Source organism: Citrobacter freundii complex sp. 2024EL-00216 (assembly GCF_043945515.1).
Classification (GTDB): Bacteria; Pseudomonadota; Gammaproteobacteria; order Enterobacterales; family Enterobacteriaceae; genus Citrobacter; species Citrobacter portucalensis.
Genome location: NZ_JBIMRA010000035.1, coordinates 1 through 26,839, shown reverse-complemented (window position 1 = coordinate 26,839; position 26,839 = coordinate 1). Strand labels below are relative to the sequence as shown.

Sequence of the window (26,839 nt, the reverse complement as noted above, 5' to 3'; positions counted from 1 at the left end):
TGAGGCAGCACCTGGCACGGCTGGGACGGAAGTCGCTGTCGTTCTCAAAATCGGTGGAGCTGCATGACAAAGTCATCGGGCATTATCTGAACATAAAACACTATCAATAAGTTGGAGTCATTACCGGCGGAGCGAATGTATTAACTCAAGCGGAATATCTCGCACTGGCAGCACTGTCTACGGGATTTTCTTCCGGTAAGGCCAACTCTAAAGAAGTGAACAAAGCGATTCGACAGGCAACATTTATTGCTTCAGTTCTGGCCCAATTTATTTGCGACAAAAGCGGGAGCGATGTGCTTGATGACGGTAACGTAGCGGGTCTGGTCACAAAGTTACTTTCGGCAATCAATAAGACTTCGCAACCTCTCGACGCCACCCTGACTGCCCTTGCCGGTCTTGTAGGTGCAGCCAATAAACTTCCGTACTTCAACGGTGATGATACTGCCGCGCTGACAGACCTGACATCGGTAGGCCGGGGAATTATTGGGAAAAACGCCATTACTGACGTTATCACATACCTTGGTCTTGAAAACGTCCTGCGAGCTGACCACGCATCATTTGCCGGATTTGAATCAAACGATCCCGCAATGCCATACATGCGGCATGTCACAACAGATGCAGTAATTAGATTAGCCACTACCACCGCATTGCAAAATGGTCTGAACGACAAACAAAATAAAGATGCGACTCTGACAACACTGAGCGGGAAAGATGCGAATGGCATTCTCCAGTATTTGGGGTATGAAAGTGGTTCTGGGTGGGTGAAGCTGCCTGGAGGATTGATTATTCAGCGCGGACGAGTTGGGCACCCAGTTGGCGTCACAGCCGTTCTGGTTACACTGCCGCGGGCATTTACCAGTCTGGAATATTCTGTCGCACAGTCCTGGAGTGACATTCAGAATATCGCAACAGGAGATGTTCAGAACCCTGCGAGCAACGGTACTCAATTTTCGTCCCGTACATTGACTACATTTCAGTCGTGGCAGGCAGGTCCGGGCGGATTCAATACTGGCTATATAGCTATGGGATATTAACGATGGATTATATCTGGAGTGCAAAAAAAAATGGCTTCTATCCCTTAAGCGAACAAGATAGATATAAATCGCTGGGATTATGGCCTGATGATGGGGTTGAGGTTACCGAGGAGCAACATGCAGCGATTTTCCTCAATCCCGCTCAGGGAAAGGTAATTGGCACCGAGAATGGGAGGCCAGCCTGGATTACCCCTCCACCACCGACAGTCGAGGAGTTGCAGGCCGGAGTGCAGGCGAAAATTAACGCGCTGCGCGCCGAGGCTGATTCAGTTATCAGTCCATTGAAAGACGCCCTGGAGGGGGGATATATAGATGATGCGGATAAGCCAAAACTGACCGCATGGCAGAAATATCGCTATGCACTAACAAAGGTTGACTCAGCAAACCCTGTCTGGCCTGAGATGCCAATATAGGAACCTTTGATGGGATGGGGCGCGCGCAGTCACATTGGCTGTATTAGCTCGGCCCCCCTGATTTTTCATATTCCCGACGGCACGCGTCACGGCGTGCCATATAAATTTATCGGCCAATAGAATTTTGTTTAGAGAGACAAAAGAGGGATGCACAAAACTATGCATTGGTTCGTAGGGTGTTGTGTGTTTTTCGAAGATGGGGCGTGTGATGGGGCATGGGTGGGACATAAAACATCACTCGCTCTAAGGTGAACTTAGACGACTGATGTTTATGACGACTCTAACCTTCTGTTATTTGGTGCGCTCTTGGACGATCTTTGTCGTTTATGAAAAATACATGGTCATATCATGTCGATGCAGGTGTAGGGACAACGTGCAGAGAATGTTTGCCGGATAAGCGCAGCGCTATCCGGCAACCAGTTACTTCTGAATCAAATAGCGGATCGTTGGACCATCCTGCTGAATATCCAGTACCGTATAGCCGTGATTACGCGCATCCAGTGGAATATTGTTGATTGACTGCGGGCAATCGCTCACCACTTCCAGAATTTCACCTTTCTTCAATTGCGGCATCGCTTCCAGCGTGGCTACAGCCGGATATGGACACGGTTCGCCGACCATATCGAGGCGATAATCAGGCACGATATTTTTCATACAGACTCCTTGGCAGGCGTCAGCCCTGCGCGACGGAAGAAACGTTTTTCCCAGCCGATAATCAGCATCAGCGCGGCAAACAACAGCAGATAGGTCACCAGCAAGCCACCGAGCGGACCAAAGGTGTTGAGCAGATTCACTTTGTCCCAGTTGGTGGCAAGCGCGGGAGCAAAATCATCCCAGTAGTAGGCCAGAATGGTCGAGCCAATAACGTTGCCCAGACCAACCCACCAGTAATGCACCTGGCCTTCGACGGCGCGATACATCCAGCCGGTTTCACATCCGCCCGCTAAAACGATGCCAAAGCCGAACAGCAAGCCGCCGATCACCGCATTTGGACCCGCCCACATGATTTTAGGCTCGACGCCCAGTTGCACGTAGCTAAAAATACCGATGGCGCTGACCGCCATCCCGAAGATGATCGCTTTTGCCATGTGGGTGCGACCGGAAATCCACAGGTCGCGGAAGGCGGAGGTGAAGCAGATTTGCGCCCGTTCAATCAGCAGACCGAACCCAACGCCGAACAGCATCGCCAGACCGAGCTTGGGTTTATCCATCGCCGTGAGTAGCGCCCAGCCGATCATGCCGATAAACACCAGCATGCCCAGGCGGAAACGGCGACGGGCCTGATCCGGCTTTTGCGTTAACGGCGAAGCGGCGGAGACTTTTTGCATTTTGACCGGAATACGAAACATTGGCAGCAATGTAAAGCGTGCGCCAAACCAGGAGCCAATAGCCGTGGCCAGCGCAAAAAACCAGGCGTGTAGTGAGAACTGCGGAATGCCGGTGAAGAATGCGGCCAGGTTACAGCCCATTGCCAGCCGTGCGCCGAATCCGGCGATTGCCCCGCCGACTATCGCCTGCATAATGCGCACTCGACTGCGCGGCATGCGTAATTTAACGTTGTTGGCCCACAGTGCGGCAGCAAAGCAGCCGCCGAACATACCGAGGATCATCATGCCGTCGATGCGGGTCAACGGCGAGCCTTCGAGATGGATCAGCTTGTAGTATCCCCACTCTTCGGCGTGCACGCCAAACAGTTGCAGGATTTGACCACCCCAGCGGGTGAATTCACCGGTAACGGCCCAGAAGGTTCCCGTAATGCCGAAATAGTAAGTAGAGAGAATACCCGCTGCGATGACCGCAGGGGCGGGGGCCCAAAATTTAATTAACCAGGCCTGTTTGAAGTGTTGCCATGACATGCGTTGTGCCTCTGAACTCAGAAGGTATGTAACAAGAAGTGTGGATACTACACCGTTCAGAATTTTTGACTATGAGTAATAAGAGGTAACACCGTCTGGATCAATCTTTCTCAACGCTGCCGAAAGGCTGGCGACATCAGGCCTTTAATGCCACAATCCCATTTTCTTCGCATGCAGGATGAATGATGAAAAAATTAGCAATCGTTGGTGTATTTCTGGCGCTTACCGGATGCGCCGAAGTAGAAAATTATAACGACGTGGTGAAAACGCCAGCGCCAGCCGGTCTGGAAGGATACTGGCAATCAAAAGGTCCGCAACGCAGTCTGGTCAGCCCGGAAGCCATTGCCAGCCTTGTGATAACGAAAGAGGGCGATACGCTGGATTGTCGCCAGTGGCAGCGGGTGATCGCGCTGCCGGGGAAACTGACGATGCTCTCTGGCGATCTCACCAACGTGACGGTGAAACGCGAGCTGTACGAGATCGAGCGCGAAGGCAATACGCTGGAATATGACGGTATGACGCTGCAGCGGGTGGATCGCCCGACGCAGGAATGTGCTGACGCGTTAAAGAAAACGCCGCTGGCAACACCGCTGCCATAAGCCGTACGCCCCGGTAACCATCGGTCACCGGGGTTGAGCTTTACAACACGTCTTCAATCACCCACACGCTGACGCTCCCGCCGTTACAGAAAAACGTCGCTTCGCCGTTTTCATCGGTGACCACGCTTTCTTCACGATTTCCCAGATAGTCCCGCCAGGTTTTATTGCCATAATTGGCGCCGAGATTGATGGTCTTTTCTCCGTCATCGCCGTTAGACAGTACCACCACACAGCCGGGATCCTCATCCGTACCGCTGCGGCTAAAAGCGATACAGTTAGGATGATCGAAAAAGAGCGTCTGTACCCCATGCGCGAAGCGCTGGCGTGCGAGGATCAGTTCATCGAGCTGTTCAATGATCGGCATGTCGATAGGATAGGTTTCGCCATCGCCACCGGTGTCTTCGTAATGCGCTCCGTAGAGGTCAGGGTAAAACACCGACGGTACGCCGTTTTCGCGCAACAGGATCAGCGCATAGGCCAGCGGCTTAAACCACGGCTCGACGGGGGCTTCGAGTGCCTGCAAGGGTTGGGTGTCGTGATTGGCCACCAGCGTGACGGCATGAAACGGATCGGCCTCCACCAGAGTGTCGGTGAAAATCTGGCTCATGTCGTAATCGCGGCCCTGACGGGAGGCTTCGTGGAATTTCATCTGCAAAGGGGCGTCGAACAGCATGGTTTTCCCCTCCACCTGATTAATGTAGGTTTGCAGCTTGTCGACTTCGTGGGACCAGTATTCCGCGACGATAAACAGCGGCTTGGGCGCAACCTCCTGCACGTGCTCAATCCACTCTTTGTAAAACCATGCCGGAATATGTTTCACGGCATCCAAACGAAAGCCGTCACATTGGGTTTGCTCCATCACCCAGCGCGCCCAGTATTTGAGCTCCTCAGTCACCGCGTGATTACGAAAATCGATGTTCTCGCCCATCAGATAATCAAAATTACCCAACTCATCATCAACCTGATCGTTCCAGCCTTCGCCGGTGTAGTCGTTAACGATTTTAAAAATCCCGTCTTCAGTTGGGTTCTCGATATGGTCAATGCCGCTGAAGCATTTAAAATCCCAAATGAATTGCGAATACTGGCCAGCGCGGGCAGGGAAGGTATAGCGCGTCCAGCCCTCGCACTCGACAATCTCATCATCTATTTGCGTGCGATCCTCGGCGTTAACGCGCTGGACGCGGATCTTTTCTTTCTCATCTGCGCCCATTTTGTGGTTAACCACCACATCGAGCAGCACGGCAATATCATTGTGCTTAAGCGCGTCTATCGCCGCCAGCAGCTGGTTTTTATCGCCGTATTTGGTGGCGACGGTTCCCTTTTGGTCGAATTCGCCCAAGTCAAACAGATCGTAGGAATCATAGCCAACGGAATAGCCGCCAGACGCGCCTTTATAGGCTGGGGGCAGCCATACCATATTGATGCCGATATCATTGAGTCCGCCTGCGCGTTCGGCAAGCTCGGGCCAGAGTTGACCGCCATCAGGGTAATACCAGTGGAAGTACTGCAATAACGTGGGATTTTTCATCTTCCGTGCTCCAGAAGTCGTTTGGCCGACCTCTGGAGTATGGAAGATAATTCAGACGAGACGGGAAATTATTGTGGCGAGGTGGGGGCGTCGGGTACCAGCAGCATACCGGAAAGACGACCATAGGCGTTATTCAGCGTCTTTTGGCGTGTCGACTGGCCGATGAGGTTGCTGAGCTCATCCAGGCGCTGCTGCAACAACGTTTTGAGCAGTTGTTCGTTATCCAGCGTTTGCTTAATATACCCGGCCACTAAGTCCTGAATACTTCGTGTAATACCAGGTGGAGTTTGCTCTTCCATGACCACTTCAATACTTTGCAGATAGGTAACTTCCTGTTCCAGTAAAAGGTCCCATTCACCCCGCTGCGCCAGTTCCAGCAGCGAGTGACTGAGTAGCGCGATGCGCTGCCAACGGTTGATAAACTCCACGGCTGAGGTCATTAACGAGACTCCTGGGACGACGCTTTCGGTGAGATCTGTTTCCAGGCATCTGCAATGTTGCCGAGTAACTCTTCGACTTCTTCAATGGCCTGACAATCATTACGCAAGTTAGCTTGCAGTAAACGGCGGATCATATAGTCATACAGCGAGGACAGGTTGGTGGCGATTTCACCGCCAGTTTCCTGATCCAGGCCTGCTTTCAGACCATTGTCGATAATGTTAATGGCTTTGCTTAAGGCCTCGCCTTTGGCGACGATATCACCCTGTTGCATAAACAGGCGAGCGCGCACGAGGGCGCTGTTCGCGCCATCAAACAACATTTCAATCAGCTGATGCGGATTGGCGCTCATTACGCCACTCTCTATGCTGACCTGTGCATAGGCTTTGGTACCGCTCGCGGTATACATACTTACCTCGTGTTATCAGGATTTATTCATCGCCGTAAATTGTTGGCTCAGATAGTTACTGGTGTTGTTGAGCTTGCTCATCATGGTGTCTAACTGCGTAAACTGTGCCGTGTAACGCGCCACGGTGTCATCAATACTGGCGCTAACTGACAGATACTGTTTAGTCAGTTTTTTCAGCGTTGAGTTAATACTGTCTTGTGCGCTGTCGATAATACCGTCATCAGCCAAATAGCTTTTTACTTCAGTGGCAATTTTGGTGGTAATACCGGTTTCTTTGCCGTCGCCGACCAGCAGTTCACGCACGGAGGCTGTATTTTCGTTCAGGACTTTTTTCAGCTTATCATCGTCAATTTTCAGCTTGCCGGTTGCGCCGTCCTGCTTAATACCAATTTCATTTAATGTTTTAAAAGCGCCATCACTGGCACCGTTGGCAAATTGTGCACGAATTCCACTTTGAATCGTACGAACAACACTGTCACCAAGCAGCGCTCCGTTATTTTTGTCTTGCGCTTCAGCACCCGGATCAACTTCTTTATATTTAGTCAGCGTATTAAAGGTGTCGATAAGGGAATTATATGAATCGACCCAGCCTTTAATGGCTTCGGTTGCTTTGTCGTTATTCTTTGTTACCGTGACCCGAACGTCAGTGACTTTTTTGGTCAGGTCGAGCACTACACCTTGAGGGGCATCGGTAATTTTATTACTGGAACGCTCAATATCGATACCGTTTACGGTTAACTTCGCATTTTGAGCGTTAACCTGTTCCTTCATATTCCCGGTGCCGGTTTTGCTGTCATACGCCAGCAGGTCATTTAGCTTGCTGTCTCCCTCAACGGAGATAGTCATTTTATTGGCTTCGCCTTCACTGGCAGTCAGTACCAATTGGTAGTCGCCATCTTTAACCTTAACGATGCTGGCCGAAATTCCGCTATCGGCATCGTTTATCGCTTTGCTGATCTCATCCAGTGAGGTCTGGTCTTTATTCAGCTTAATTTCCAGTGGCTCTTTACGGCCTTCCTGCGCAATTTTTATGGTGCGTGTTTCTGCTGAACTGTCACCCAGCGCGTCTTTTATTGACGCAATCTTAGTCGCTGAATTGGTTCTTAAAGATTGCGCTTGTGCCAGTTGGGTGACGCTAATGGTATAGATACCCGGTGCCGCCCCCGCTTCGGTGGTCACTTTCAGATCTTCACTGCTGCTGGTAACGGTTGTGCTTTTGAATAGGTCGGCTTTATTTAACGCTGTGTTCGCAGTCTGAAATTTTTCCAGTGCACTTTTTAATGTGCCGTAGGCGGTCAGACGCGCGGTATTATCGCTTTGTTGTTGAGTTATTGGGTTTAAGCGTTTTTTTTCCGCGATAGTCAGGTTGTTCAGCAACGTATCCAGCGGCAGATTTGAACCGACGCCAAGAGAAGTAAATGAAGCCATGCCTAATTCCTTTTGATTGCAAACAGTAGTTAAGCGGGTTATCGGCAATCTGCGCGCAAAGTTTAATGATAGTTTTGTAAAAATAATGCGCAGAATAGTGGGGCATATTGCGGGTATTTCTGGGGCTAAGAAAAAAGAGGGCGGAAAGTAAAAATTTTCTAAAGTTCGAATTTAAGGTGCCGATACATGGGTTACGGTGAGAAACCGTGGGCAACAGCCCAATAACATCAAGTTGTAATTGATAAGGAAAAGATCATGGCACAAGTCATCAATACAAACAGCCTGTCGCTGTTGACCCAGAACAACCTGAACAAATCTCAGTCTTCCCTGAGCTCCGCTATCGAGCGTCTGTCTTCCGGTCTGCGTATCAACAGCGCCAAAGACGATGCTGCTGGTCAGGCGATCGCTAACCGTTTTACTGCTAACGTTAAAGGCCTGACTCAGGCTTCTCGTAATGCCAACGACGGTATCTCCATCGCGCAGACCACTGAAGGTGCACTGTCCGAAATCAACAACAACCTGCAGCGTGTGCGTGAACTGTCCGTTCAGGCAACCAACGGCACCAACTCCCAGTCTGACCTGGACTCCATCCAGAATGAAATCACCCAGCGTCTGAGCGAAATTGACCGTGTTTCCGGTCAGACTCAGTTTAACGGTGTGAAAGTACTGGCGTCCGACAGCTCCATGAAAATTCAGGTTGGCGCGAATGACGGCGAAACCATCACCATCGACCTGAAAGAAATTACTTCCTCTACGTTGGGTCTCACTGGTTTTAATGTGAATGGTAAGGGAAGTGTTGCTAATAGTGCAGCAACAGGAAAGGATATGATTGCGGCTGGATTTGCAGCTTCAGGAACTATTGCGACAGATGGAAAAATAACTTATACAAAAGACATTGATAACAAAGCTGCATCTCAAGCTGATTTGTTCAAAAATCTTAAAGATGGCGATTCAATTAGTAATTATACTGGTACAGACACTGGATTAGGTGTAAGTGCTACTACCTATACCTATGACAAAGCCAGTAATTCGTTTAAATTCACGACTGCAGCAGATTCAGTTGCTTCTGCTGATGCTTTAAATTATTTAAACCCAAATGCAGGTGATACAACAAAAGCGACAGTAACTATTGGGACACAATCTCAGGTTGTTACAATTGATAAAGCAGGGGCTCTGAAAACTGAAGATGGCAAAGACCTGTTTATTGATAGTGTTGGCAACTTAACTCAAACAGGTTCAGGCACCCCTGTACCCGCAACTCTTGATAAGCTTCAGGTGAATGCTAACGCTGGTGCGCCAGTTGCAGTATCAATTAAAACTGAAAATGGGGTTGTTTTATCGACAGATGGTGGCGCTGGTAAAAAATTCAAAGTAACTGATGCCACCATTAGTGCAGAAAAGATGCAGTCAGTCTTGGATAAGAGCACTTCTAAATTTGATATTGCGTTGAGCGGAACTACATATAATTATGATGCAACTGCTACCGATAAAATCAAACAAGGGGCAAACACTGTTCAGCTAGATAAGAATGGAGCCTTAACGACTGCTAAAAAGACAACTGAAACATATTACGAGTTTGAAAATGGTAATATATCAGACGGTGCAGGCTCTCTTGCCTATAAAGATGCTTCTGGAAAAATTAGCATTGACTCTGAAACTAAGTCAGATAAAACGACCGACCCTCTGAAAGCCCTGGATAAAGCGCTGGCGCAGGTTGATGCGCTGCGTTCTGACCTGGGTGCGGTGCAGAACCGTTTCGATTCTACCATCACCAACCTGGGTAACACCGTAAACAACCTGTCTTCTGCTCGTAGCCGTATCGAAGACGCTGATTACGCGACCGAAGTGTCTAACATGTCTCGTGCTCAGATCCTGCAACAGGCGGGTACTTCTGTTCTGGCGCAGGCTAACCAGACCACGCAGAACGTTCTGTCTCTGCTGCGTTAATTTACGCTTATCGCGCAAACCCCGCTCCGGCGGGGTTTTTTATATTTAGCTTTACCCGTAACCCCTAAATAACCCCCCATTTCACCCACTATTCACCCGATTAAAACCCCTGCAGAAACGGATAATCATGCCGATAACTCATTTAACGCAGGGCTGTTTATCGTGAATTCACTGTATACCGCTGAAGGTGTAATGGATAAACACTCGCTGTGGCAGCGTTATGTACCGTTGGTGCGTCACGAAGCATTGCGCCTTCAGGTGCGTTTGCCGGCGAGCGTAGAACTGGATGACCTGCTACAAGCGGGCGGCATCGGGTTATTGAATGCCGTTGACCGATATGACGCTTTGCAAGGAACGGCATTTACCACTTACGCAGTGCAGCGTATTCGTGGAGCTATGCTGGACGAACTACGTAGCCGGGATTGGGTGCCGCGTAGCGTTCGGCGCAATGCTCGCGAAGTGGCACAGGCGATGGGACAACTGGAGCAGGAATTAGGGCGCAACGCGACGGAAACCGAGGTGGCGGCGCGTCTGGCTATTCCTGTGCAAGAGTATCGTCAGATGTTGCTCGATACCAATAATAGCCAGCTCTTCTCTTATGACGAGTGGCGGGAAGAGCATGGCGATAGTATTGAGCTGGTGACGGAAGAACATCAGCAGGAAAACCCGTTACAACAGCTTCTTGAGGGTAACCTCCGCCAGCGCGTGATGGACGCGATCGAGGCGTTGCCGGAGCGCGAAAAGCTGGTGTTAACGCTGTACTACCAGGAAGAGCTGAATCTGAAAGAGATTGGCGCGGTACTGGAAGTCGGGGAATCACGGGTCAGCCAGTTGCACAGTCAGGCCATCAAACGTCTACGCACCAAGCTGGGTAAGCTATAGGGGTACATCATTACCCCTGAACAATGCCGCATTACGAATTGACTACCAGGAGTTCTCATGACGGTGCAGCAATCAAAAAGACGGCCTCTAAGCCGCTACCTCAAAGATTTCAAACACAGCCAGACGCATTGCGCCCATTGCTTTAAGTTGCTCGACCGGATCACGCTGGTTCGTCGCGGGCAAATTGTGAATAAAATCGCCATTGCTCGACTGGACACTTTGTTGGATGAAGCCGAGTGGGAGCAGGAGAAAAAAGAGTGGGTGGCACTGTGTCGTTTTTGCGGTGATTTGCATTGCAAAGAGCAGAGCGACTTTTTCGACATTATCGGTTTTAAACAGTTTTTATTTGAGCAGACCGAAATGAGTCACGGCACGGTACGTGAATACGTTGTCCGCCTGCGTCGCCTCGGGAATCACCTGACCGAACAAAATATCTCTCATGACCTGCTGCAGGAAGGGTTCCTCGACGAAAACCTTGCCCCGTGGCTGCCGGAAACCAGCACCAACAATTACCGCATCGCCTTACGTAAGTATGAGCAGTTTAAAGCCCATACGCATATAGGGCATATGCAGAAATCCTCCTGGACAGCCAGTTCTGATATATATTAAAAACGAATAAGGTGTAACAGAGTCGTGTTTGTGGAACACAGTAAACGCTTTACACTGTAGTCATAAATGATAGTCACTAATGACAATATTCGGGGTAACTATGAAATTAGCACTTCTGGGACGTCAGGCTCTGATGGGTGTAATGGCTGTTGCACTTGTCGCCGGAATGAGCGTAAAGACTTATGCAGATGAAGGTCTGTTAAATAAAGTTAAAGAGCGCGGCACGCTGCTGGTGGGCCTGGAAGGGACCTATCCCCCGTTTAGTTTTCAGGGTGACGACGGCAAGCTGACCGGTTTCGAAGTAGAGTTCGCTGAGGAACTGGCCAAGCACCTTGGGGTGAAAGCTAACCTGAAGCCGACCAAGTGGGACGGTATGCTGGCCTCTCTTGATTCTAAGCGCATTGACGTGGTCATCAACCAGGTGACTATCTCTGACGAACGTAAGAAAAAATACGATTTCTCTACCCCGTATACGGTTTCTGGTATTCAGGCGCTGGTGAAAAAAGGCAATGAAGGCGTTATTAAGACCGCTGCCGATCTGAAAGGTAAAAAAGTCGGCGTTGGTCTGGGCACCAACTATGAAGAGTGGCTGCGCCAGAACGTGCAGGGCGTGGATATTCGTACCTATGATGATGACCCGACCAAATACCAGGATCTGCGTGTAGGCCGTATCGACGCCATTCTGGTTGACCGTCTGGCAGCGCTGGATCTGGTCAAGAAAACCAAGGATACGCTGGCTGTGACCGGTGAAGCATTCTCCCGCCAGGAGTCCGGTGTGGCGCTGCGCAAAGGCAATGAAGATCTGCTGAAAGCGGTTGATGCGGCCATTGCTGAAATGCAGAAAGACGGTACGCTGAAAGCCCTGTCTGAAAAATGGTTTGGGGCGGATGTGACGAAATAATCGTCATCCGGATAAAAAAGGCGCCTTTAACAGCGCCTTTTTTTATTTCATTGCGCCTGAACGTGCATAATAAAAAGAACATCACAACAACGAATACCGGAGGCTGTATGCCGCTGCATAATTTAACGCGCTTTCCACGTCTGGAATTTATTGGCGCGCCAACGCCGCTCGAATATCTTCCACGCTTCTCCGACTACCTAGGGCGCGATATTTTCATCAAACGCGATGACGTCACGCCGATGGCCATGGGTGGCAATAAGCTGCGTAAGCTGGAATTCCTGGCCGCAGACGCACTTCGTGAAGGCGCTGATACGCTGATAACCGCGGGTGCCATCCAGTCTAACCATGTTCGACAGACGGCGGCGGTAGCGGCTAAGCTTGGCCTGCACTGCGTGGCGCTGTTGGAAAATCCGATTGGTACCACGGCGGAAAACTATCTCACCAATGGCAACCGTCTGCTGCTGGACCTGTTTAATACGCAGATCGAAATGTGCGATGCGCTGACCGACCCGAATGCGCAGCTTCAGGAACTGGCGACGCGCATTGAAGCACAGGGCTTCCGCCCGTATGTGATCCCCGTTGGCGGTTCTAACGCCCTGGGCGCATTGGGTTATGTGGAAAGCGCGCTGGAAATTGCCCAGCAGTGTGAAGGGGCCGTTGCGCTTTCTTCCGTTGTGGTGGCATCGGGCAGCGCGGGAACGCACGCCGGGCTGGCCGTGGGCCTGGAACAACTGATGCCAGACGTCGAGCTGATCGGCGTGACCGTCTCGCGCAGCGTCGCCGATCAAAAGCCCAAAGTAGTAACGTTGCAGCAGGATATTGCCCGTGAACTGGAACTGACGGCCTCGGCGGATATCTTGTTATGGGACGATTATTTTGCGCCGGGCTACGGTACGCCAAACGAAGAAGGCATGGAGGCGGTAAAACTGCTGGCGCGCCTGGAAGGCATTTTGTTGGATCCGGTGTATACCGGTAAGGCGATGGCGGGTTTGATTGACGGCATCAGCCAGAAGCGCTTTAAAGACGAAGGACCAATCCTCTTTATTCATACCGGTGGGGCACCTGCACTGTTTGCCTACCATCCTCACGTGTAACAACCAGGTCGAAAAACGCTAATGCATGAAAGTATCCAACTGGTAATTGATTCTCTGCCGTATCTGCTCAAAGGCGCGGTTTTTACGCTGCAACTGAGTATCGGCGGGATGTTTTTTGGCCTCGTGCTGGGGTTTATCCTGGCGTTGATGCGTCTGTCGCCGCTGTTGCCTGTGCGCTGGCTGGCGCGTTTTTATATCTCTATTTTTCGCGGAACACCGCTAATTGCCCAGCTGTTCATGATCTATTACGGTCTGCCGCAGTTTGGTATTGAGCTTGATCCCATCCCGGCGGCGATGATTGGCTTGTCGCTGAATACGGCGGCCTACGCTGCGGAAACCCTGCGTGCGGCAATCTCTTCCATCGATAAAGGGCAGTGGGAGGCAGGCGCCAGTATTGGTATGACGCGCTGGCAGACCATGCGCCGGGCAATCCTGCCGCAGGCTGCGCGCGTTGCGTTGCCGCCGCTGAGCAACAGCTTTATCAGTCTGGTGAAAGATACCTCTTTGGCCGCCACTATTCAGGTTCCGGAACTGTTCCGTCAGGCGCAGCTGATTACCTCGCGTACGCTGGAAGTCTTTACGATGTATCTGGCGGCCTCGTTGATTTACTGGGTGATGGCGACGGTGCTTTCTGCGCTGCAGAACTATTTTGAAGAACAACTGAACCGCCAGGAGAGAGAGCCGAAATGAGTGCTATCGAAGTCAGAAACCTGGTCAAAAAATTTCATGGGCAAACGGTGCTGCATGGGATCGATCTTGACGTCAAACCTGGTGAAGTAGTAGCGATTATCGGACCGAGCGGTTCGGGAAAGACCACGCTGCTGCGGAGCATTAATTTGCTGGAGCAACCGGAGGCGGGCACCATTAAAGTGGGTGAGATAACCATTGATACCGCGCGGTCGTTAACTCAGCAGAAAGGGCTGATTCGCCAGTTGCGCCAGCACGTAGGTTTTGTGTTCCAGAACTTTAATTTGTTCCCGCATCGGACGGTGCTGGAAAATATTATTGAAGGGCCGGTGATTGTCAAAGGCGAACCGAAAGCCGAAGCGACAGCCCGTGCGCGCGAACTGCTGGCAAAAGTCGGGCTGGCGGGAAAAGAAACCAGCTATCCGCGCCGTCTGTCCGGTGGGCAGCAGCAGCGTGTGGCGATTGCCCGGGCACTGGCGATGCGACCTGAGGTTATTTTATTTGATGAACCTACCTCAGCGCTTGACCCTGAACTGGTTGGCGAGGTGCTGAATACCATTCGCCAACTGGCGCAGGAAAAACGCACCATGGTAATTGTGACGCATGAAATGAGCTTCGCTCGCGATGTTGCCGATAGAGCGATATTTATGGATCAAGGACGGATAGTGGAGCAGGGACCAGCAAAATCCTTATTCACGCATCCGCAGCAGCCGCGTACCCGTCAGTTTCTTGAGAAGTTTTTGATGCAATAAATAGTGCATATAGCACTCGTCGGAATTGTTTCTGGCGAGTGCTGTTCGCATAACTATTTATAATTATTGCTTTATTATTAATGCTTGAATCTGTTACTTCCTTCCACTGTTGAGTAATACTCAAGTAATTCTTCATTTGTCCGATAATTTGCATATATAAAATACATTTATGTGTTAGCTTGTTTCATATGTTTGGATGATTATCAATCTCAGGGGCATTACCACTTAGTATGCAGGATCATGATTTCTTCACCTGGCGACGGAGCATGCTGTTACGCTTTCAGGAAATGGCGACGGCAGAGGATGTCTATACGGAATTACAACAACAGACGCAGCACTTAGAGTTCGATTTTTACGCGCTCTGTGTTCGTCATCCGGTACCTTTTACCCGACCTAAAACGTCTCTTCATACGACCTATCCCAAAGCATGGGTGGCGCATTATCAGTCCGAAAATTATTTCGCCATTGATCCGGTGCTGAAACCTGAAAACTTCAGTCAGGGGCATTTACCCTGGAACGATACTCTGTTTCGCGATGCGCAACCTTTGTGGGACGCAGCACGCAATCACGGTTTACGCAAAGGGATGACGCAATGCTTAATGTTGCCTAATCGGGCGTTGGGTTTTTTATCGGTATCGCGCGCAAGTATCCGTAATAGTCGTTTTGCGAATGATGAAGTGGAGCTCAGGATGCAGCTTCTGGTACGGGAAAGCCTGTCTGTACTGACGCGGCTGGAAGATGACATGGTCATGGCGCCAGAGATGCGCTTTAGCAAGCGGGAAAAGGAAATATTGAAATGGACGGCGGAGGGGAAGACCTCTTCAGAGATAGCCATCATTCTGTCTATTTCTGAAAATACCGTGAACTTCCACCAGAAGAATATGCAAAAGAAATTCAATGCACCAAACAAAACGCAGATAGCCTGCTATGCCGCGGCAACCGGGCTTATCTGAGTAAATTATCGTTCTGAGTGTCAGACGCAAAACCGGCTGAGAGCATTGCTATCAGCCGGTTTCTTTTTACTGGCGGTAAGCTTGTTTAATTTGCTTAACCGTGTTGGAAAATACCGCCGCCTGTGATTGATCTTCAATCAGCGCGAGCTGTTTTTCCATTTTAAGAATCACGCGGCCTGCATCGGCTTGACCCATTGCCTGCAGCATCAGCGTTAACATGGCTTTCAGGCAGGTGACTTCATTGGCCAGTTCCTGGTTATTCTCAGCAGTGGAAAAGTCAGGCGTACTCATTTATTTTCCTCGTTATGTTTCAATGAAAAAGTGCGATGTCAAATCTTAAGGCGGCGGAGTATACCATAAGCGAGGCTAAAAATATCTGTGGTTGTTTTTTGCGCGGACCAATGTTGTGGACATTAAAATAAACAACATGTTGCAGTGCATATATTTTCTCCACATGTTGTTTATTTCGAGTATTTTCCTCGTTAATTATTGTTACAACTTTGACTGCCTATTTTGCATTCAGCGGGGGAATATGAATTTTTTGTCACTATTCTGAAACAGCTATGCAGATATAACCGTGGCAGAAGGCTGTCAGGACTGAAAGTTTCCACTCGTCGTACAATCTAATTTCCAAAAACGAGAGCAAAATCGAAAGTCGGGCGTTTTTTACATTTCAAAGTTGAGATAAAACCCGTTAACATAGGGCCGATTAACTATCGGTAGCGTTATCCCTATTCTGGAGATATTCCTTTGATCAACGTTTTTCTTGTTGATGACCACGAACTGGTGCGCGCAGGGATACGACGCATTCTGGAAGATATAAAAGGCATAAAAGTTGTCGGCGAAGCGTGCTGCGGTGAAGATGCGGTAAAATGGTGCCGCTCAAATTCCGTTGACGTTGTGCTGATGGATATGAATATGCCCGGTATTGGCGGTCTGGAAGCAACCCGCAAAATTGCGCGTTCCACGGCAGACATTAAAGTGATCATGCTGACGGTACACACCGAAAACCCATTACCTGCAAAAGTTATGCAGGCAGGTGCCGCAGGGTATCTCAGCAAAGGCGCCGCCCCCCAGGAAGTAGTGAGTGCGATTCGTTCGGTTTATTCCGGGCAGCGTTATATTGCCTCCGATATCGCTCAGCAAATGGCGCTCAGCCAGATTGAGCCTGAGAAAACGGAAACCCCGTTTGCCAGTTTGTCTGAACGCGAGTTGCAGATTATGCTGATGATCACCAAAGGTCAGAAGGTCAATGAGATCTCAGAGCAACTGAATCTTAGTCCTAAAACGGTGAACAGCTATCGCTATCGAATGTTCAGTAAATTAAACATTCATGGCGATGTAGAGCTGACTCACCTGGCAATTCGCCATGGCCTGTGTAATGCGGAGACATTAACAAGCCAGTGACCGAGTTTGATGCCAAAGCGTTCCTGAAAACCGTGACCAGTCAGCCCGGCGTCTATCGTATGTATGATACCGCCGGGACGGTTATCTATGTCGGGAAAGCGAAAGACCTGAAAAAAAGGCTTTCCAGCTACTTCCGTAGTAATCTTGCGTCACGCAAGACCGAAGCGCTGGTCACGCAAATCCAGCAGATTGATGTCACGGTAACGCACACTGAAACCGAAGCGTTATTGCTTGAGCACAACTACATCAAACTGTATCAGCCGCGCTATAACGTATTGCTGCGCGATGATAAATCCTACCCTTTTATATTCCTTAGCGGCGATACCCACCCGCGTCTGGCGATGCATCGCGGGGCAAAGCATGCCAAAGGCGAGTACTTTGGACCGTTCCCGAACGGTTATGCGGTGCGTGAAACGCTGGCGCTGTTGCAGAAAATATTCCCTATCCGCCAGTGCGAAAACAGCGTTTATCGCAACCGTTCTCGGCCTTGTCTGCAATATCAGATTGGCCGCTGTCTCGGTCCGTGTGTCGCGGGTCTGGTGAGTGAGGAAGAGTATGCTCAGCAGGTCGAGTATGTTCGTCTGTTCCTGTCCGGAAAAGACGATCAGGTATTAACGCAGCTGATCGCCCGCATGGAAAAGGCCAGCCAAAATCTCGAGTTTGAAGAGGCTGCGCGCATTCGTGACCAAATTCAGGCCGTACGTCGCGTGACAGAAAAACAGTTTGTCTCTAATACCGGAGACGATCTGGACGTCATTGGCGTGGCGTTTGACGCAGGTATGGCCTGTGTACATGTTCTGTTTATTCGCCAGGGTAAAGTGCTGGGCAGCCGCAGCTATTTCCCGAAAGTACCCGGTGGCACGGAACTCGGCGAGGTCGTCGAAACCTTTGTCGGGCAGTTTTATCTGCAGGGGAGCCAGATGCGTACCTTACCCGGGGAGATCCTGCTCGATTTTAATCTTAGCGATAAAACCCTGCTGGCAGACTCTCTGTCTGAACTGGCCGGCAGGAAGATTAACGTGCAGACGAAACCGCGAGGAGATCGCGCACGTTATCTCAAGCTGGCGCGGACCAACGCGGCAGTGGCGCTCACCACAAAACTTTCTCAGCAGTCGACGATTACGCAACGTCTGACGGCGCTGGCATCGGTATTGAAGTTACCTGCGGTGAAGCGTATGGAATGCTTCGACATCAGCCATACGATGGGTGAGCAGACGGTAGCCTCCTGCGTGGTCTTTGATGCCAATGGCCCGCTGCGCGCAGAATATCGGCGTTACAATATTACCGGCATTACGCCGGGTGATGATTATGCGGCGATGAATCAGGTTTTGCGTCGGCGTTATGGTAAGGCGATTGAAGAAAGTAAGATTCCGGACGTCATATTGATCGACGGCGGTAAAGGTCAGTTAGGGCAGGCGAAAGCCGTTTTTGCTGAGCTGGATGTTCCCTGGGACAAACAGCACCCACTCTTGCTGGGGGTGGCAAAAGGGGCCGATCGTAAAGCAGGGCTGGAAACGCTGTTCTTTGAGCCGGAAGGTGAGGGCTTTAGCCTGCCGCCGGATTCGCCTGCATTGCACGTTATCCAGCATATCCGCGATGAATCTCACGATCATGCGATTAGCGGGCATCGTAAAAAGCGGGCGAAGGTGAAAAGCACCAGCACGCTTGAGACCATCGAAGGTGTCGGGCCAAAGCGTCGCCAGATGTTGTTGAAATATATGGGAGGTTTGCAAGGCCTTCGTAACGCAAGTATCGAAGAAATTGCAAAAGTGCCGGGTATTTCGCAAGCTCTGGCAGAAAAGATCTTCTACTCGTTGAAACATTAGGCCCTCTGTAGCAACATAGGGGTAATTTCACTGACAACAGATAGTTATCCGTCATATGCAATTTAATATCCCTACGTTGCTCACGCTGTTTCGCGTCATCCTGATCCCATTCTTTGTATTGGCTTTTTACCTGCCATTCACCTGGGCTCCCTTTGTTTGTGCGCTGATCTTCTGTATCGCAGCGGTCACTGACTGGTTTGACGGTTTTCTGGCGCGCCGCTGGAACCAAAGCACGCGTTTTGGCGCCTTCCTCGATCCGGTCGCTGATAAAGTGCTGGTGGCAATCGCGATGGTCCTGGTGACAGAGCATTACCACAGCTGGTGGGTGACGCTTCCTGCCGCAACAATGATTGCGCGTGAAATTATCATCTCTGCACTGCGTGAATGGATGGCCGAACTGGGTAAACGCAGCAGCGTAGCCGTATCCTGGATCGGTAAAGTGAAAACCACTTCGCAAATGGCCGCGCTGGCCTGGCTGCTGTGGCGTCCAAATATCTGGGTAGAGTATGCTGGGATCGCACTTTTCTTCGTCGCCGCGATACTGACTTTGTGGTCAATGTTCCAGTATTTGAGCGCTGCACGTGGAGATTTGCTTGATCAGTGATCGTTTCGACGCAAATTTCAGCAAACGATCGTCAGTGGTGAAAAATATCGTTGACTCATTGCGTCAGGTAAGTAGAATGCAACGCATCGAACGGCAGCACTGATTGCCAGACGATAACAAAATCAAGTGATTAACAAAGTTACTTGGTGATGCGGGAATAGCTCAGTTGGTAGAGCACGACCTTGCCAAGGTCGGGGTCGCGAGTTCGAGTCTCGTTTCCCGCTCCAAATTTAAGACATCGGCAATAGCGGATGTCGGCTGTAAAGCCAGAAGATTTCGGCGCGTTAGCAAAGCGGTTATGTAGCGGATTGCAAATCCGTCTAGTCCGGTTCGACTCCGGAACGCGCCTCCAATTTCTTCCCGAGCCCGGATGGTGGAATCGGTAGACACAAGGGATTTAAAATCCCTCGGCGTTCGCGCTGTGTGGGTTCAAGTCCCACTCCGGGTACCATGGGAAAGAATAGAATAATCAAAGCAATAAGCAGTGTCGTGAAACCACCTACGGGTGGTTTTTTTGTTTTTGTGCTCCATATTCACCATTGTTTCGCCATTCAGCTTCGCCATAAAAAAGAGGGCATTACTGCCCCCCGACGACCGGAACAACTGAAATTCTTCGATTATATCTCGCTGTTTGCGAGGCGTTTTTATGACCTGAAATTTCCTGCTTCTCACTAAGCGTACCTTCAAGATCAGAAATTCCTTTGGCTTTTAGATCATGGAAAGTGAACTGGAAATCGATGTCTGGATATTTTTCAGCAGCAAGTTTTTTAGTCTTCATCCATTGCGCATTAAAAGCATCGCGTGTGTATCGCAGACCTGATGGCTGGTGGATGACAAAAATACTTACCATCCCGCTGTTAAGAGGAATGCTGTCAGCAAGATTAACGGCATCCTCCAGACGTTTTGTCCAGGCCTTGATCTGGCTAACTGCGGTTTTACTCTGCTGAATTAAAATTCCTTCGCTCAATAATTGACTCTTTTTGAGGTCAAGAATGTCTCCCTGGCGGGCGCAACATAGATATGCCAACTCCATTGCAACTTTTACGGGAATAGAAGCAACGCTATAAAGTGCATCATATTCCCTGTCGCTAATATAACGGGTCCGAGCCTGCTCTTTAAATTGCTTTACGCCCTGGCAAGGATTCATCTTCACCTTTCCTCGTTCGTATGCCCACCGAAACACCCTGGACATAAATGCTTTCTCGCGGTTTGCCTGAACTCTGCTCTTAATACCTCGTTTATCCATATATTTTTTGATGTGCTCTGGCTTGATGTTATCCGGCTTCATTTTCCCGAAGACAACATTTACCTTTGAACCGTATTTTCTGTAGTCTTTACGTGTTTCAGTTGCTAACTCGTGGAAATCGCCGGAATTAAAGAACTCTTCACAAAGTGCGTTGAAGTTCGTACCAACCTTTAAATCGTTTATGAAGTTTTCGTAAGCTGCCCATACCTGCGATTTTGTTAGATTAGGATTGCACAACCTGATGGTACGACCATCTGTTGTGCGAAACTCATAAGCAGATTTTCCCCGGCGAACGCGGGGAGGCATCCAGTTATCCTCAGGGTTTTTGCGAGCTCTAGACATTACATATCCTTAAAGTTTGGTTCTTCTTCCTCTGGATTGCTCACTATCAACTTAAGGCCAACCGGGTTTGATACATGATCCCATGTTGTTCCTGGTCTGCCGTCCTTACGTGGGATAAAAAATACTCCACTATCCCTCAGAGCTTTACACTGTAAGCAAGGGCGATGATAACCAGTTAATTGATAGAGGTCATCTGGAGTAAGAAATCGTTGGATTTGTCCGCTCATACATAGTTCTCCACTTAAACCGGCTGTAGTCGCGTATGCTCTTTTCTTTGCTCCTGGTGTTGGTGACCTTGGCGGTTATTCATCAGGAACGGGAAACCCTCTTGATGTAAATCCTGCTAAAGCGAATAACGCAAAATTGGGCGATCCGATGCGTGAGTTATTTGGACGAAGCTGTATTTATCCTGACTATGCAGTGCAGCCTGTAACAAGATTCTCAGTTGATGATCCAACGGTAATGACAGTTGAAATGTTCGTTGTTATGGGGAGAGGGCGTTTTTCATTTGGGGATGGCGATATTCGTGTAGGATCAACCCCAATTGCCTCTCTTGGTGATGGGTTTAACTACACAGTGTATCAACCCAGGCAAAACGTTAGTGGGGATCAACGATCAGAAAACTGGTTCAATTCCGCAGAGGTTGGGGGAACCGCATCTGGTTCTGGTCTTGATATGGCGCAAACCGCGCCGGACACGTAAGATGTTGTTGCTAATTCGCTAACCGTTTCCGGACCGACAATAACATTTAATGGGCTGAGCACGGATGATGGAGATGGAACAACAAATGACCTTCCAGATACATGGACTGTTGGTGCAATTGTTGAGTTAATTGTTCCTGATTCCTATGTGGTAACTAATGATGGTGCTTACAGCAGAATTACCAGTGACACGCTTGAGGAAATAGCTCCTTATATTGGGATGCCTGTAACTCTCTGGTACAACAGCATTGATTACCAACTATTCATTGCTGATTTTATACCTCACTCTGAGCCAGTCGGCGAAGATGTGATTACCGCATCAATAACCCTGGCTTACGATAGCGCTACCGGGACTCCGTTCACCGGGATTCCTGAGGATTATGTCAGGCTATCTGTTTCCCATTCCGGAAGCGAATATAAGATTCTTGATATAGATGGTAATTCTGGAGCGGGTTATTGATGGCAGCGTTGATCCGTCATGGCCTGGATTTTCACCGCGTACAGTTCTTGATTTTGAAGCCAACGGTTTAAATGAGAACGATAGTTGGATGAGGCCTTTTCTGGCGTGCCCAGAAAATGAAGTTGTTGATATGTTAGAAGTAAATTTCTTCTTCCCAAACGGAATTTGTGGGTACAACAAAAAAGGAACAAGCAAAACCGTGAGGTGACGTGGGAGATTCAGTACCGGCCATATAGTTCAGGCGCAGGGTGGATAAGTAAAACCGGATCGTACTACCTCCAGAATATCAATGGACTGGGATTCACCGAACGAGTCACGCTGGATGCGCCTGCGCTGGTAGAGGTCAGAGCTCGCCGCACGAACGAGCAGGGTCAGGATAACAGTCGTGATAATATGTACTGGGAGTCATTACGAGGACGTTTGTTGTCTCGACCGGCATCTTATTCTGGCGTCACCTCAATGGCGGTTACGGTGGAAACGTGCGGTAAACTGGCTGCTCAGTCAGATCGCCGCGTAAACGTTGTAGCCACGCGAGTTTATGATTCTGGTGTGTCAAGGAGCATTTCTGGTGCTCTGTATCATATAGGTAATGAGTTGGGTCTGGCGATGGACCGTGAAGCTATTGACTCACTAGAAACTACTTACTGGACTCCTGGCAGCGAATTTTTTGACTTTGCCACCACGGATTCTGTTTCTGCGCTGGAGATGCTTCAGAAGGTGACAAATGCAGGAAAAAGTTACTTCATTCTTACCGATGGTCTGGCATCTGTAGCAAGGGAAGGCGTGAAAACGTGGACAGGAATAATCAGCCCACAGGAGATGACTGATCCGCTTCAGACGGCTTTCGTTGCTCCGTCAGCAGATGACTATGATGGTGTTGATGTTACATATATCAACGGCACCACATGGGCTGAAGAGACGGTGCAGTGCAGGACATCAGATAACCCAACTCCGGTAAAGATTGAGGACTATACGCTTGATGGTATTCTTGATCAGGACCGCGCTTATCAGATAGGTATGCGAAGACCGATGAGTATCGACAGCAACGTCTTACTCACACGACTACAACGGAAATGGATGCTCTCTGCTATAACGTTGGCGACAGGATAATCTTCACTGATGATATTCCTGGTAGCAAAACAATAAGCACGTTGATTGAGGCTATGAGCACAAATAACGGTGTAACGACTGTAACTGTGTCAGAGCCACTTGACTGGACATTTAACAACCCACGCGCATTAATACGCTATCAGGATGGTTCTGCTTCAGATTTGCTGGTAGTTACTAAGGTAAATGAATATGAACTATCAGTAACAGAACAAGCCGAATTCAGCAGAATTATACTAAACGACCCATCCATTGAAGCCCCGCGGCTGATTTTCTGTGAATCATCCCGCGTTGGATATAGCGCATTAATTTCAGAGATAGCCCCACAATCTGATGGAACCTGTCAGGTAACGGCAAAAGAATATCGCGATTCTTTCTATCAGTACGATAACGCTATATATCCAGGTAATGTTGCATAAATAAATCACCTTCTATAAACCCGCTTCGGCGGGTTTTTTCGTTTATGAGGCTCATATGACGACCTACAACACTGGCAATCCGCTAGGGTCTGCTGCTGCAAAAGATTTGTATGATAACGCACAAAATTTTGATCACCTTGTGAATGACTTGGTCAATGAAACGAATGCTGACCGTTTTGGCGTACCGCGCCTAACCTGGTACGGGATGGAACAGCGTTATAAAACAGCGCTCGCTAACCTCGGTTTTAATCCTGTCGGTACATTTCAGGGCGGGGCAGTTATTAATTCTGCTGGCGACATCATCCAGGATGAGACAACAGACGCATGGTATCGCTGGGATGATCTTACTACTCTACCTAAGACGGTACCCTCTGGCTCAACTCCAGATTCCTCTGGAGGCATTGGCAGCGGTAAATGGTTAGCTGTGGATGTTAGTGATGTGCTAAGGAAACAAATATCTGATCCTGATGGAGCTACAAAATACCCTGAACTTCAGATTGCAAGATTGCAAGATGGCGAGATGACGGTGATATCCGTGGATGGGGGGCTTTATGTGATGGTATCACGGATGATACTGCCGCCATTACCAATGCCATCAGTGATACTGGTGGTGACATCATCATTCCTGGTAATGTATTTGTCAGTACGCACATTTTAGTAAAAGATAAAAAAAATCCGGTAGTTGAGTTTCGTAACGGGGCAACTATTACCATAGACGTTAATTTTATATTTGCTGATAAATATCGTGGGATAATAGTGTTTGATGGGTGCTCAAACCCAAGAGTATCTGATGCCTTTATCATTGGTGCCAAACTAGACAAATTCAATGGCGGTACTGATCCCGTTGCTGATGGTGATACAGGTATTGAATATATGAATTGCACAGGGCTTTGTCATAGCATTAGGCCCAACGTTAGAGATGTAAAGGCGTGGGGAATTATTCATGTTAATATCGATGATTATCATGTTGAAAGTCCAGTTATGGAGAACTGTCAGGTACAATCTGGTGTTGGTGGTACTGGTGTGAAATCTGCCCTAATAACAAATCCACTAATGAAGTGGATCGGTCTCTACGGAGTTGAGTTTGAAACTATTAACTCAAATGAAAGAGCTAGTATTATTGGTGGTATTATTTCTAATACGCAGAAAGGCATTTGCGTGGTAAACAATAGCACTAATGTTCAAATTGTTGGCACTTCTATATTTAATAGTTTTATAGGTTTTTCAGCATCAAAGGCCCCATCTGATAGTGCTTATAATCCACTTAATTTCTCTGCGGTAGGAACTAAAACAATTTCCTGCAAAACTGCAATAGAGTTAGTTGATGTTGATGATGCGATCATAAAAAATAATATATGTGAAAGGGATTTGATTGATTTTTATTCTAGGGTGTCAGCATATGATCGCATATACAAATTTGATTCAGGCATAGCCTACATACCAACATATAGTGGAGCTCCTACCCCTGAGCAAGGAATAAAAATACGGCTAGATTCTGGCGAAGAATATGTTATTGATTCAGTAACTAGTACTATAAATGATCCTAAATTTGGACAATTGATCGGTTTCACATGCACACCTCCACTCCAAGCGTCGTGCCTGCGCAGTTCTTTTAGCCGTTACGTTGAGCTAACTTCAGCTCAGACTGGTGTAGTTCTTCATGGAGGAAGTAATAACGAGATAAGCGGTTGCACTTTTAAGGATTGCACGACTTTAATTGCAAGCTACGGAAGCCATAATAGATTTAAATGGAATAACAATTTAGCACGGGGTATAGCAAAATATTTTGACTCAGGGTCTGCTGGCGTTGTGTCTGGACTTATAGATATAGAGACAAAAGATTGTGATAATGTTGGATGGGGGACTGCATATGATAAATTTGCGCCGGCATTTTCAGCAATTCGACTCTATAATTTTAAAGGTGGAAATACTGCGCAAGAAACTAGCATTAACAATGCGGTCACAATTGATGATGGATTAATATCTTCTGTATCTTCTGTATCTTGTGTAATAAATGGTGGTCAGACCACAACCGGAACTATTGCTCTAAAAATAAATGGATATACTGTTATTAATGGTGGCTTTACTGGTGAGCCACTGCGAGTAAAAGTATCGCTTACAAATGCAATAGGAGTAAATGGGGCGGCTATTCTGCAACTAACAGATACGGTTGGAGACTTAATAGCATCTGGGTACTCAGTTAAAATAATAGGTGCATTTAAGAATTAGTCTAATTTTGCAAATAGACGCGTACAATTTGTTCGCGTCTATTTATAGCGGTAAATAGCTAGATTATTGAGTATTAATTAATTAATATGCACTCTCGCATTTCGGTATATCATTTTTTTGCTTACCGCGTAAGAATCTTTTTTCAACTAAATGCCAAGAAGCAGCTGCAAGTGCGATGACAATAACAGCACTTAATATCAGACCTTGGTAAAATGGTAACTGTAGCTTGTTAATGACAACCTGTTGCACCGGGAATGCGTAAATATATATACCATATGAATAATCAAATCTCCCAGATATGATCTTATCATTAATAGAAGTGCAAATAATTATCGTTAGAACGCTGCATAAAACAAAACAAGATATAATAAAGTTAATAGGGCTACCTTGGTTGCTATACGAATAAATAGCTAAAAAAGAAACTAAAAATAATTTTATTTTTGTAGTATTCCATTTTTTTACATGCATGGCCATTACGCATCCAATAAAAAATGCTAGAGCTCTGGTTGAAAATAGCATAAATGGAATTGATAATACTGATAGCTGAACACCATAACTTAGTGTATATACAGATAAAAACAATGTTGCTATAAGAATTAAAATAAATAAATTGGTATTTTTACCCGTTGCTAAAACTATACCAACAAGCAAATAACAGGCAACTTCAAGTGGAAGTGTCCACAAACTGCCATTTATCAATTGAGAATGGATGAAGTCAGTAGAAGATGCAGACTGACTATAGCCATTCAATGATATTGTTTTCACGGCACTTGATAATAACTCAAATGATGTGAACTGTGGGTTGAATATATGACCAAAAAAAACATTTACAACCAGAGCGCGGTGATGCTGCCAACTTACTGATTTAGTGTATGATGGTGTTTTTGAGGTGCTCCAGTGGCTTCTGTTTCTATCAGCTGTCCCTCCTGTTCAGCTACTGACGGGGTGGTGCGTAACGGCAAAAGCAC

Annotated in this window: 27 protein-coding genes, 3 tRNA genes and 3 pseudogenes; 23 read left to right on the top strand and 10 right to left on the bottom strand. The window is 48.2% G+C overall.

Annotated elements, in window-relative coordinates; translation table 11 throughout:
- The 3 genes from ACHHZ7_RS24005 to ACHHZ7_RS23995 all read left to right on the top strand — a co-directional run.
- Positions 1-110 (top strand): IS1 family transposase (locus tag ACHHZ7_RS24005; RefSeq protein ID WP_019725171.1); only part of this gene is annotated, 110 nt, incomplete at its 5' end.
- 105 nt (positions 111-215) lie between these two features.
- Positions 216-1,034: a phage tail protein gene (locus ACHHZ7_RS24000; RefSeq protein ID WP_192473962.1), complete on the top strand. Its 819-nt coding sequence runs from the start codon at positions 216-218 to the stop codon at positions 1,032-1,034.
- Positions 1,035-1,036: 2 nt separating this feature from the next.
- Positions 1,037-1,447, top strand: a complete 411-nt coding sequence (locus ACHHZ7_RS23995; RefSeq protein WP_060683666.1) for a tail fiber assembly protein — start codon at positions 1,037-1,039, stop codon at positions 1,445-1,447.
- 420 nt (positions 1,448-1,867) lie between these two features.
- On the opposite strand, the gene yedF is transcribed toward ACHHZ7_RS23995, so the two are convergent.
- On the bottom strand, positions 1,868-2,101 hold the full coding sequence (gene yedF / locus ACHHZ7_RS23990; protein WP_000790504.1) for a sulfurtransferase-like selenium metabolism protein YedF: 234 nt from the start codon (positions 2,099-2,101) through the stop codon (positions 1,868-1,870).
- Positions 2,098-3,303 carry a selenium metabolism membrane protein YedE/FdhT gene (gene yedE, locus ACHHZ7_RS23985; protein WP_048235181.1) on the bottom strand — a complete coding sequence of 402 codons (1,206 nt, stop codon included), beginning with the start codon at positions 3,301-3,303 and terminating at the stop codon, positions 2,098-2,100. Before yedE ends, yedF begins: the two co-directional genes overlap by 4 nt.
- A gap of 185 nt (positions 3,304-3,488) precedes the next feature.
- Here yedE and yedD point away from each other — a divergent pair, with 185 nt between their 5' ends.
- The gene (gene yedD / locus ACHHZ7_RS23980; RefSeq protein WP_003030454.1) at positions 3,489-3,902 is read left to right on the top strand and encodes a lipoprotein YedD; all 414 of its coding nucleotides are present in this window, start codon (positions 3,489-3,491) and stop codon (positions 3,900-3,902) included.
- A 40-nt stretch (positions 3,903-3,942) separates the two neighbouring features.
- On the opposite strand, the gene amyA is transcribed toward yedD, so the two are convergent.
- From amyA to fliD, 4 genes are all read right to left on the bottom strand, one after another.
- Positions 3,943-5,430, bottom strand: a complete 1,488-nt coding sequence (gene amyA, locus ACHHZ7_RS23975) for an alpha-amylase (protein ID WP_048216064.1) — start codon at positions 5,428-5,430, stop codon at positions 3,943-3,945.
- Positions 5,431-5,498: 68 nt separating this feature from the next.
- Entirely contained in the window at positions 5,499-5,870 is a 372-nt protein-coding gene (fliT, locus tag ACHHZ7_RS23970; protein ID WP_008785101.1) for a flagella biosynthesis regulatory protein FliT, read from the bottom strand.
- Positions 5,870-6,277 carry a flagellar export chaperone FliS gene (fliS, locus tag ACHHZ7_RS23965; RefSeq protein WP_048216065.1) on the bottom strand — a complete coding sequence of 136 codons (408 nt, stop codon included), beginning with the start codon at positions 6,275-6,277 and terminating at the stop codon, positions 5,870-5,872. The genes fliT and fliS overlap by 1 nt, the downstream gene beginning before the upstream one ends.
- 15 nt (positions 6,278-6,292) lie before the next feature.
- A complete protein-coding gene (fliD, locus tag ACHHZ7_RS23960) occupies positions 6,293-7,705 on the bottom strand; it encodes a flagellar filament capping protein FliD (protein WP_060683667.1) in 1,413 nt (470 codons plus the stop codon).
- Positions 7,706-7,960: 255 nt separating this feature from the next.
- Between fliD and ACHHZ7_RS23955 the strand changes: the two genes are divergently transcribed.
- The 8 genes from ACHHZ7_RS23955 to sdiA all read left to right on the top strand — a co-directional run bounded on the left by ACHHZ7_RS23955 (position 7,961) and on the right by sdiA (position 15,530).
- Positions 7,961-9,652: a FliC/FljB family flagellin gene (locus tag ACHHZ7_RS23955; RefSeq protein ID WP_060683668.1), complete on the top strand. Its 1,692-nt coding sequence runs from the start codon at positions 7,961-7,963 to the stop codon at positions 9,650-9,652.
- Positions 9,653-9,814: 162 nt separating this feature from the next.
- A complete protein-coding gene (locus ACHHZ7_RS23950) occupies positions 9,815-10,534 on the top strand; it encodes an RNA polymerase sigma factor FliA (protein WP_003030465.1) in 720 nt (239 codons plus the stop codon).
- Positions 10,535-10,591: 57 nt separating this feature from the next.
- Positions 10,592-11,143: a flagella biosynthesis regulatory protein FliZ gene (gene fliZ / locus ACHHZ7_RS23945; protein ID WP_016150547.1), complete on the top strand. Its 552-nt coding sequence runs from the start codon at positions 10,592-10,594 to the stop codon at positions 11,141-11,143.
- Positions 11,144-11,243: 100 nt separating this feature from the next.
- On the top strand, positions 11,244-12,044 hold the full coding sequence (gene tcyJ, locus ACHHZ7_RS23940; RefSeq protein WP_003030469.1) for a cystine ABC transporter substrate-binding protein: 801 nt from the start codon (positions 11,244-11,246) through the stop codon (positions 12,042-12,044).
- 107 nt (positions 12,045-12,151) lie between these two features.
- Positions 12,152-13,138 carry a D-cysteine desulfhydrase gene (gene dcyD / locus ACHHZ7_RS23935; RefSeq protein ID WP_032943823.1) on the top strand — a complete coding sequence of 329 codons (987 nt, stop codon included), beginning with the start codon at positions 12,152-12,154 and terminating at the stop codon, positions 13,136-13,138.
- A gap of 21 nt (positions 13,139-13,159) precedes the next feature.
- On the top strand, positions 13,160-13,828 hold the full coding sequence (tcyL, locus tag ACHHZ7_RS23930; RefSeq protein ID WP_003030474.1) for a cystine ABC transporter permease: 669 nt from the start codon (positions 13,160-13,162) through the stop codon (positions 13,826-13,828).
- Complete coding sequence (gene tcyN / locus ACHHZ7_RS23925) at positions 13,825-14,577, top strand: L-cystine ABC transporter ATP-binding protein TcyN (RefSeq protein ID WP_003030477.1); 753 nt, start codon at positions 13,825-13,827, stop codon at positions 14,575-14,577. Before tcyL ends, tcyN begins: the two co-directional genes overlap by 4 nt.
- Before the next feature lie 230 nt (positions 14,578-14,807).
- Positions 14,808-15,530 (top strand): transcriptional regulator SdiA, encoded by a 723-nt coding sequence (gene sdiA / locus ACHHZ7_RS23920; RefSeq protein ID WP_048224267.1) that lies wholly within the window; start codon positions 14,808-14,810, stop codon positions 15,528-15,530.
- A gap of 66 nt (positions 15,531-15,596) precedes the next feature.
- Here sdiA and ACHHZ7_RS23915 read toward each other — a convergent pair whose 3' ends face one another.
- Entirely contained in the window at positions 15,597-15,821 is a 225-nt protein-coding gene (locus tag ACHHZ7_RS23915) for a DUF2594 family protein (protein ID WP_003030482.1), read from the bottom strand.
- A 459-nt stretch (positions 15,822-16,280) separates the two neighbouring features.
- Between ACHHZ7_RS23915 and uvrY the strand changes: the two genes are divergently transcribed.
- From uvrY to ACHHZ7_RS23885, 6 genes are all read left to right on the top strand, one after another.
- Positions 16,281-16,937: a UvrY/SirA/GacA family response regulator transcription factor gene (uvrY, locus tag ACHHZ7_RS23910; RefSeq protein WP_006684079.1), complete on the top strand. Its 657-nt coding sequence runs from the start codon at positions 16,281-16,283 to the stop codon at positions 16,935-16,937.
- A complete protein-coding gene (uvrC, locus tag ACHHZ7_RS23905) occupies positions 16,934-18,763 on the top strand; it encodes an excinuclease ABC subunit UvrC (protein WP_060683669.1) in 1,830 nt (609 codons plus the stop codon). The genes uvrY and uvrC overlap by 4 nt, the downstream gene beginning before the upstream one ends.
- A gap of 55 nt (positions 18,764-18,818) precedes the next feature.
- On the top strand, positions 18,819-19,367 hold the full coding sequence (gene pgsA, locus ACHHZ7_RS23900) for a CDP-diacylglycerol--glycerol-3-phosphate 3-phosphatidyltransferase (RefSeq protein ID WP_003030490.1): 549 nt from the start codon (positions 18,819-18,821) through the stop codon (positions 19,365-19,367).
- Positions 19,368-19,518: 151 nt separating this feature from the next.
- A tRNA-Gly gene (locus ACHHZ7_RS23895) sits at positions 19,519-19,594 on the top strand.
- Positions 19,595-19,645: 51 nt separating this feature from the next.
- A tRNA-Cys gene (locus ACHHZ7_RS23890) sits at positions 19,646-19,719 on the top strand.
- Between the two features lie 12 nt (positions 19,720-19,731).
- Positions 19,732-19,818, top strand: a tRNA-Leu gene (locus ACHHZ7_RS23885).
- A 126-nt stretch (positions 19,819-19,944) separates the two neighbouring features.
- Here ACHHZ7_RS23885 and ACHHZ7_RS23880 read toward each other — a convergent pair.
- Together ACHHZ7_RS23880 and ACHHZ7_RS23875 are read right to left on the bottom strand one after the other, a co-directional pair.
- A complete protein-coding gene (locus tag ACHHZ7_RS23880; protein ID WP_060683670.1) occupies positions 19,945-20,955 on the bottom strand; it encodes a tyrosine-type recombinase/integrase in 1,011 nt (336 codons plus the stop codon).
- A complete protein-coding gene (locus ACHHZ7_RS23875) occupies positions 20,955-21,182 on the bottom strand; it encodes a DUF4224 domain-containing protein (RefSeq protein ID WP_071845312.1) in 228 nt (75 codons plus the stop codon). The genes ACHHZ7_RS23880 and ACHHZ7_RS23875 overlap by 1 nt, the downstream gene beginning before the upstream one ends.
- Before the next feature lie 247 nt (positions 21,183-21,429).
- On the opposite strand from ACHHZ7_RS23875, the pseudogene ACHHZ7_RS23870 reads away from it, so the two are divergent.
- The 4 genes and pseudogenes from ACHHZ7_RS23870 (at position 21,430) to ACHHZ7_RS23855 (ending at position 25,871) form a co-directional block, all read left to right on the top strand.
- Positions 21,430-23,642 (top strand): annotated as a pseudogene (locus ACHHZ7_RS23870) (host specificity factor TipJ family phage tail protein).
- Between the two features lie 55 nt (positions 23,643-23,697).
- Positions 23,698-24,057: pseudogene (locus tag ACHHZ7_RS23865) on the top strand (hypothetical protein); the annotation flags it as partial.
- A 21-nt stretch (positions 24,058-24,078) separates the two neighbouring features.
- Positions 24,079-24,263: pseudogene (locus tag ACHHZ7_RS23860) on the top strand (hypothetical protein); the annotation flags it as partial.
- Between the two features lie 135 nt (positions 24,264-24,398).
- Positions 24,399-25,871, top strand: coding sequence for a hypothetical protein (locus tag ACHHZ7_RS23855; RefSeq protein WP_060683674.1), 1,473 nt, complete (start codon positions 24,399-24,401; stop codon positions 25,869-25,871).
- 81 nt (positions 25,872-25,952) lie between these two features.
- Here ACHHZ7_RS23855 and ACHHZ7_RS23850 read toward each other — a convergent pair whose 3' ends face one another.
- Positions 25,953-26,636 carry an acyltransferase gene (locus ACHHZ7_RS23850; protein ID WP_123969789.1) on the bottom strand — a complete coding sequence of 228 codons (684 nt, stop codon included), beginning with the start codon at positions 26,634-26,636 and terminating at the stop codon, positions 25,953-25,955.
- A gap of 132 nt (positions 26,637-26,768) precedes the next feature.
- Between ACHHZ7_RS23850 and ACHHZ7_RS23845 the strand changes: the two genes are divergently transcribed.
- Positions 26,769-26,839 (top strand): IS1 family transposase (locus ACHHZ7_RS23845; RefSeq protein WP_001568368.1); only part of this gene is annotated, 71 nt, incomplete at its 3' end.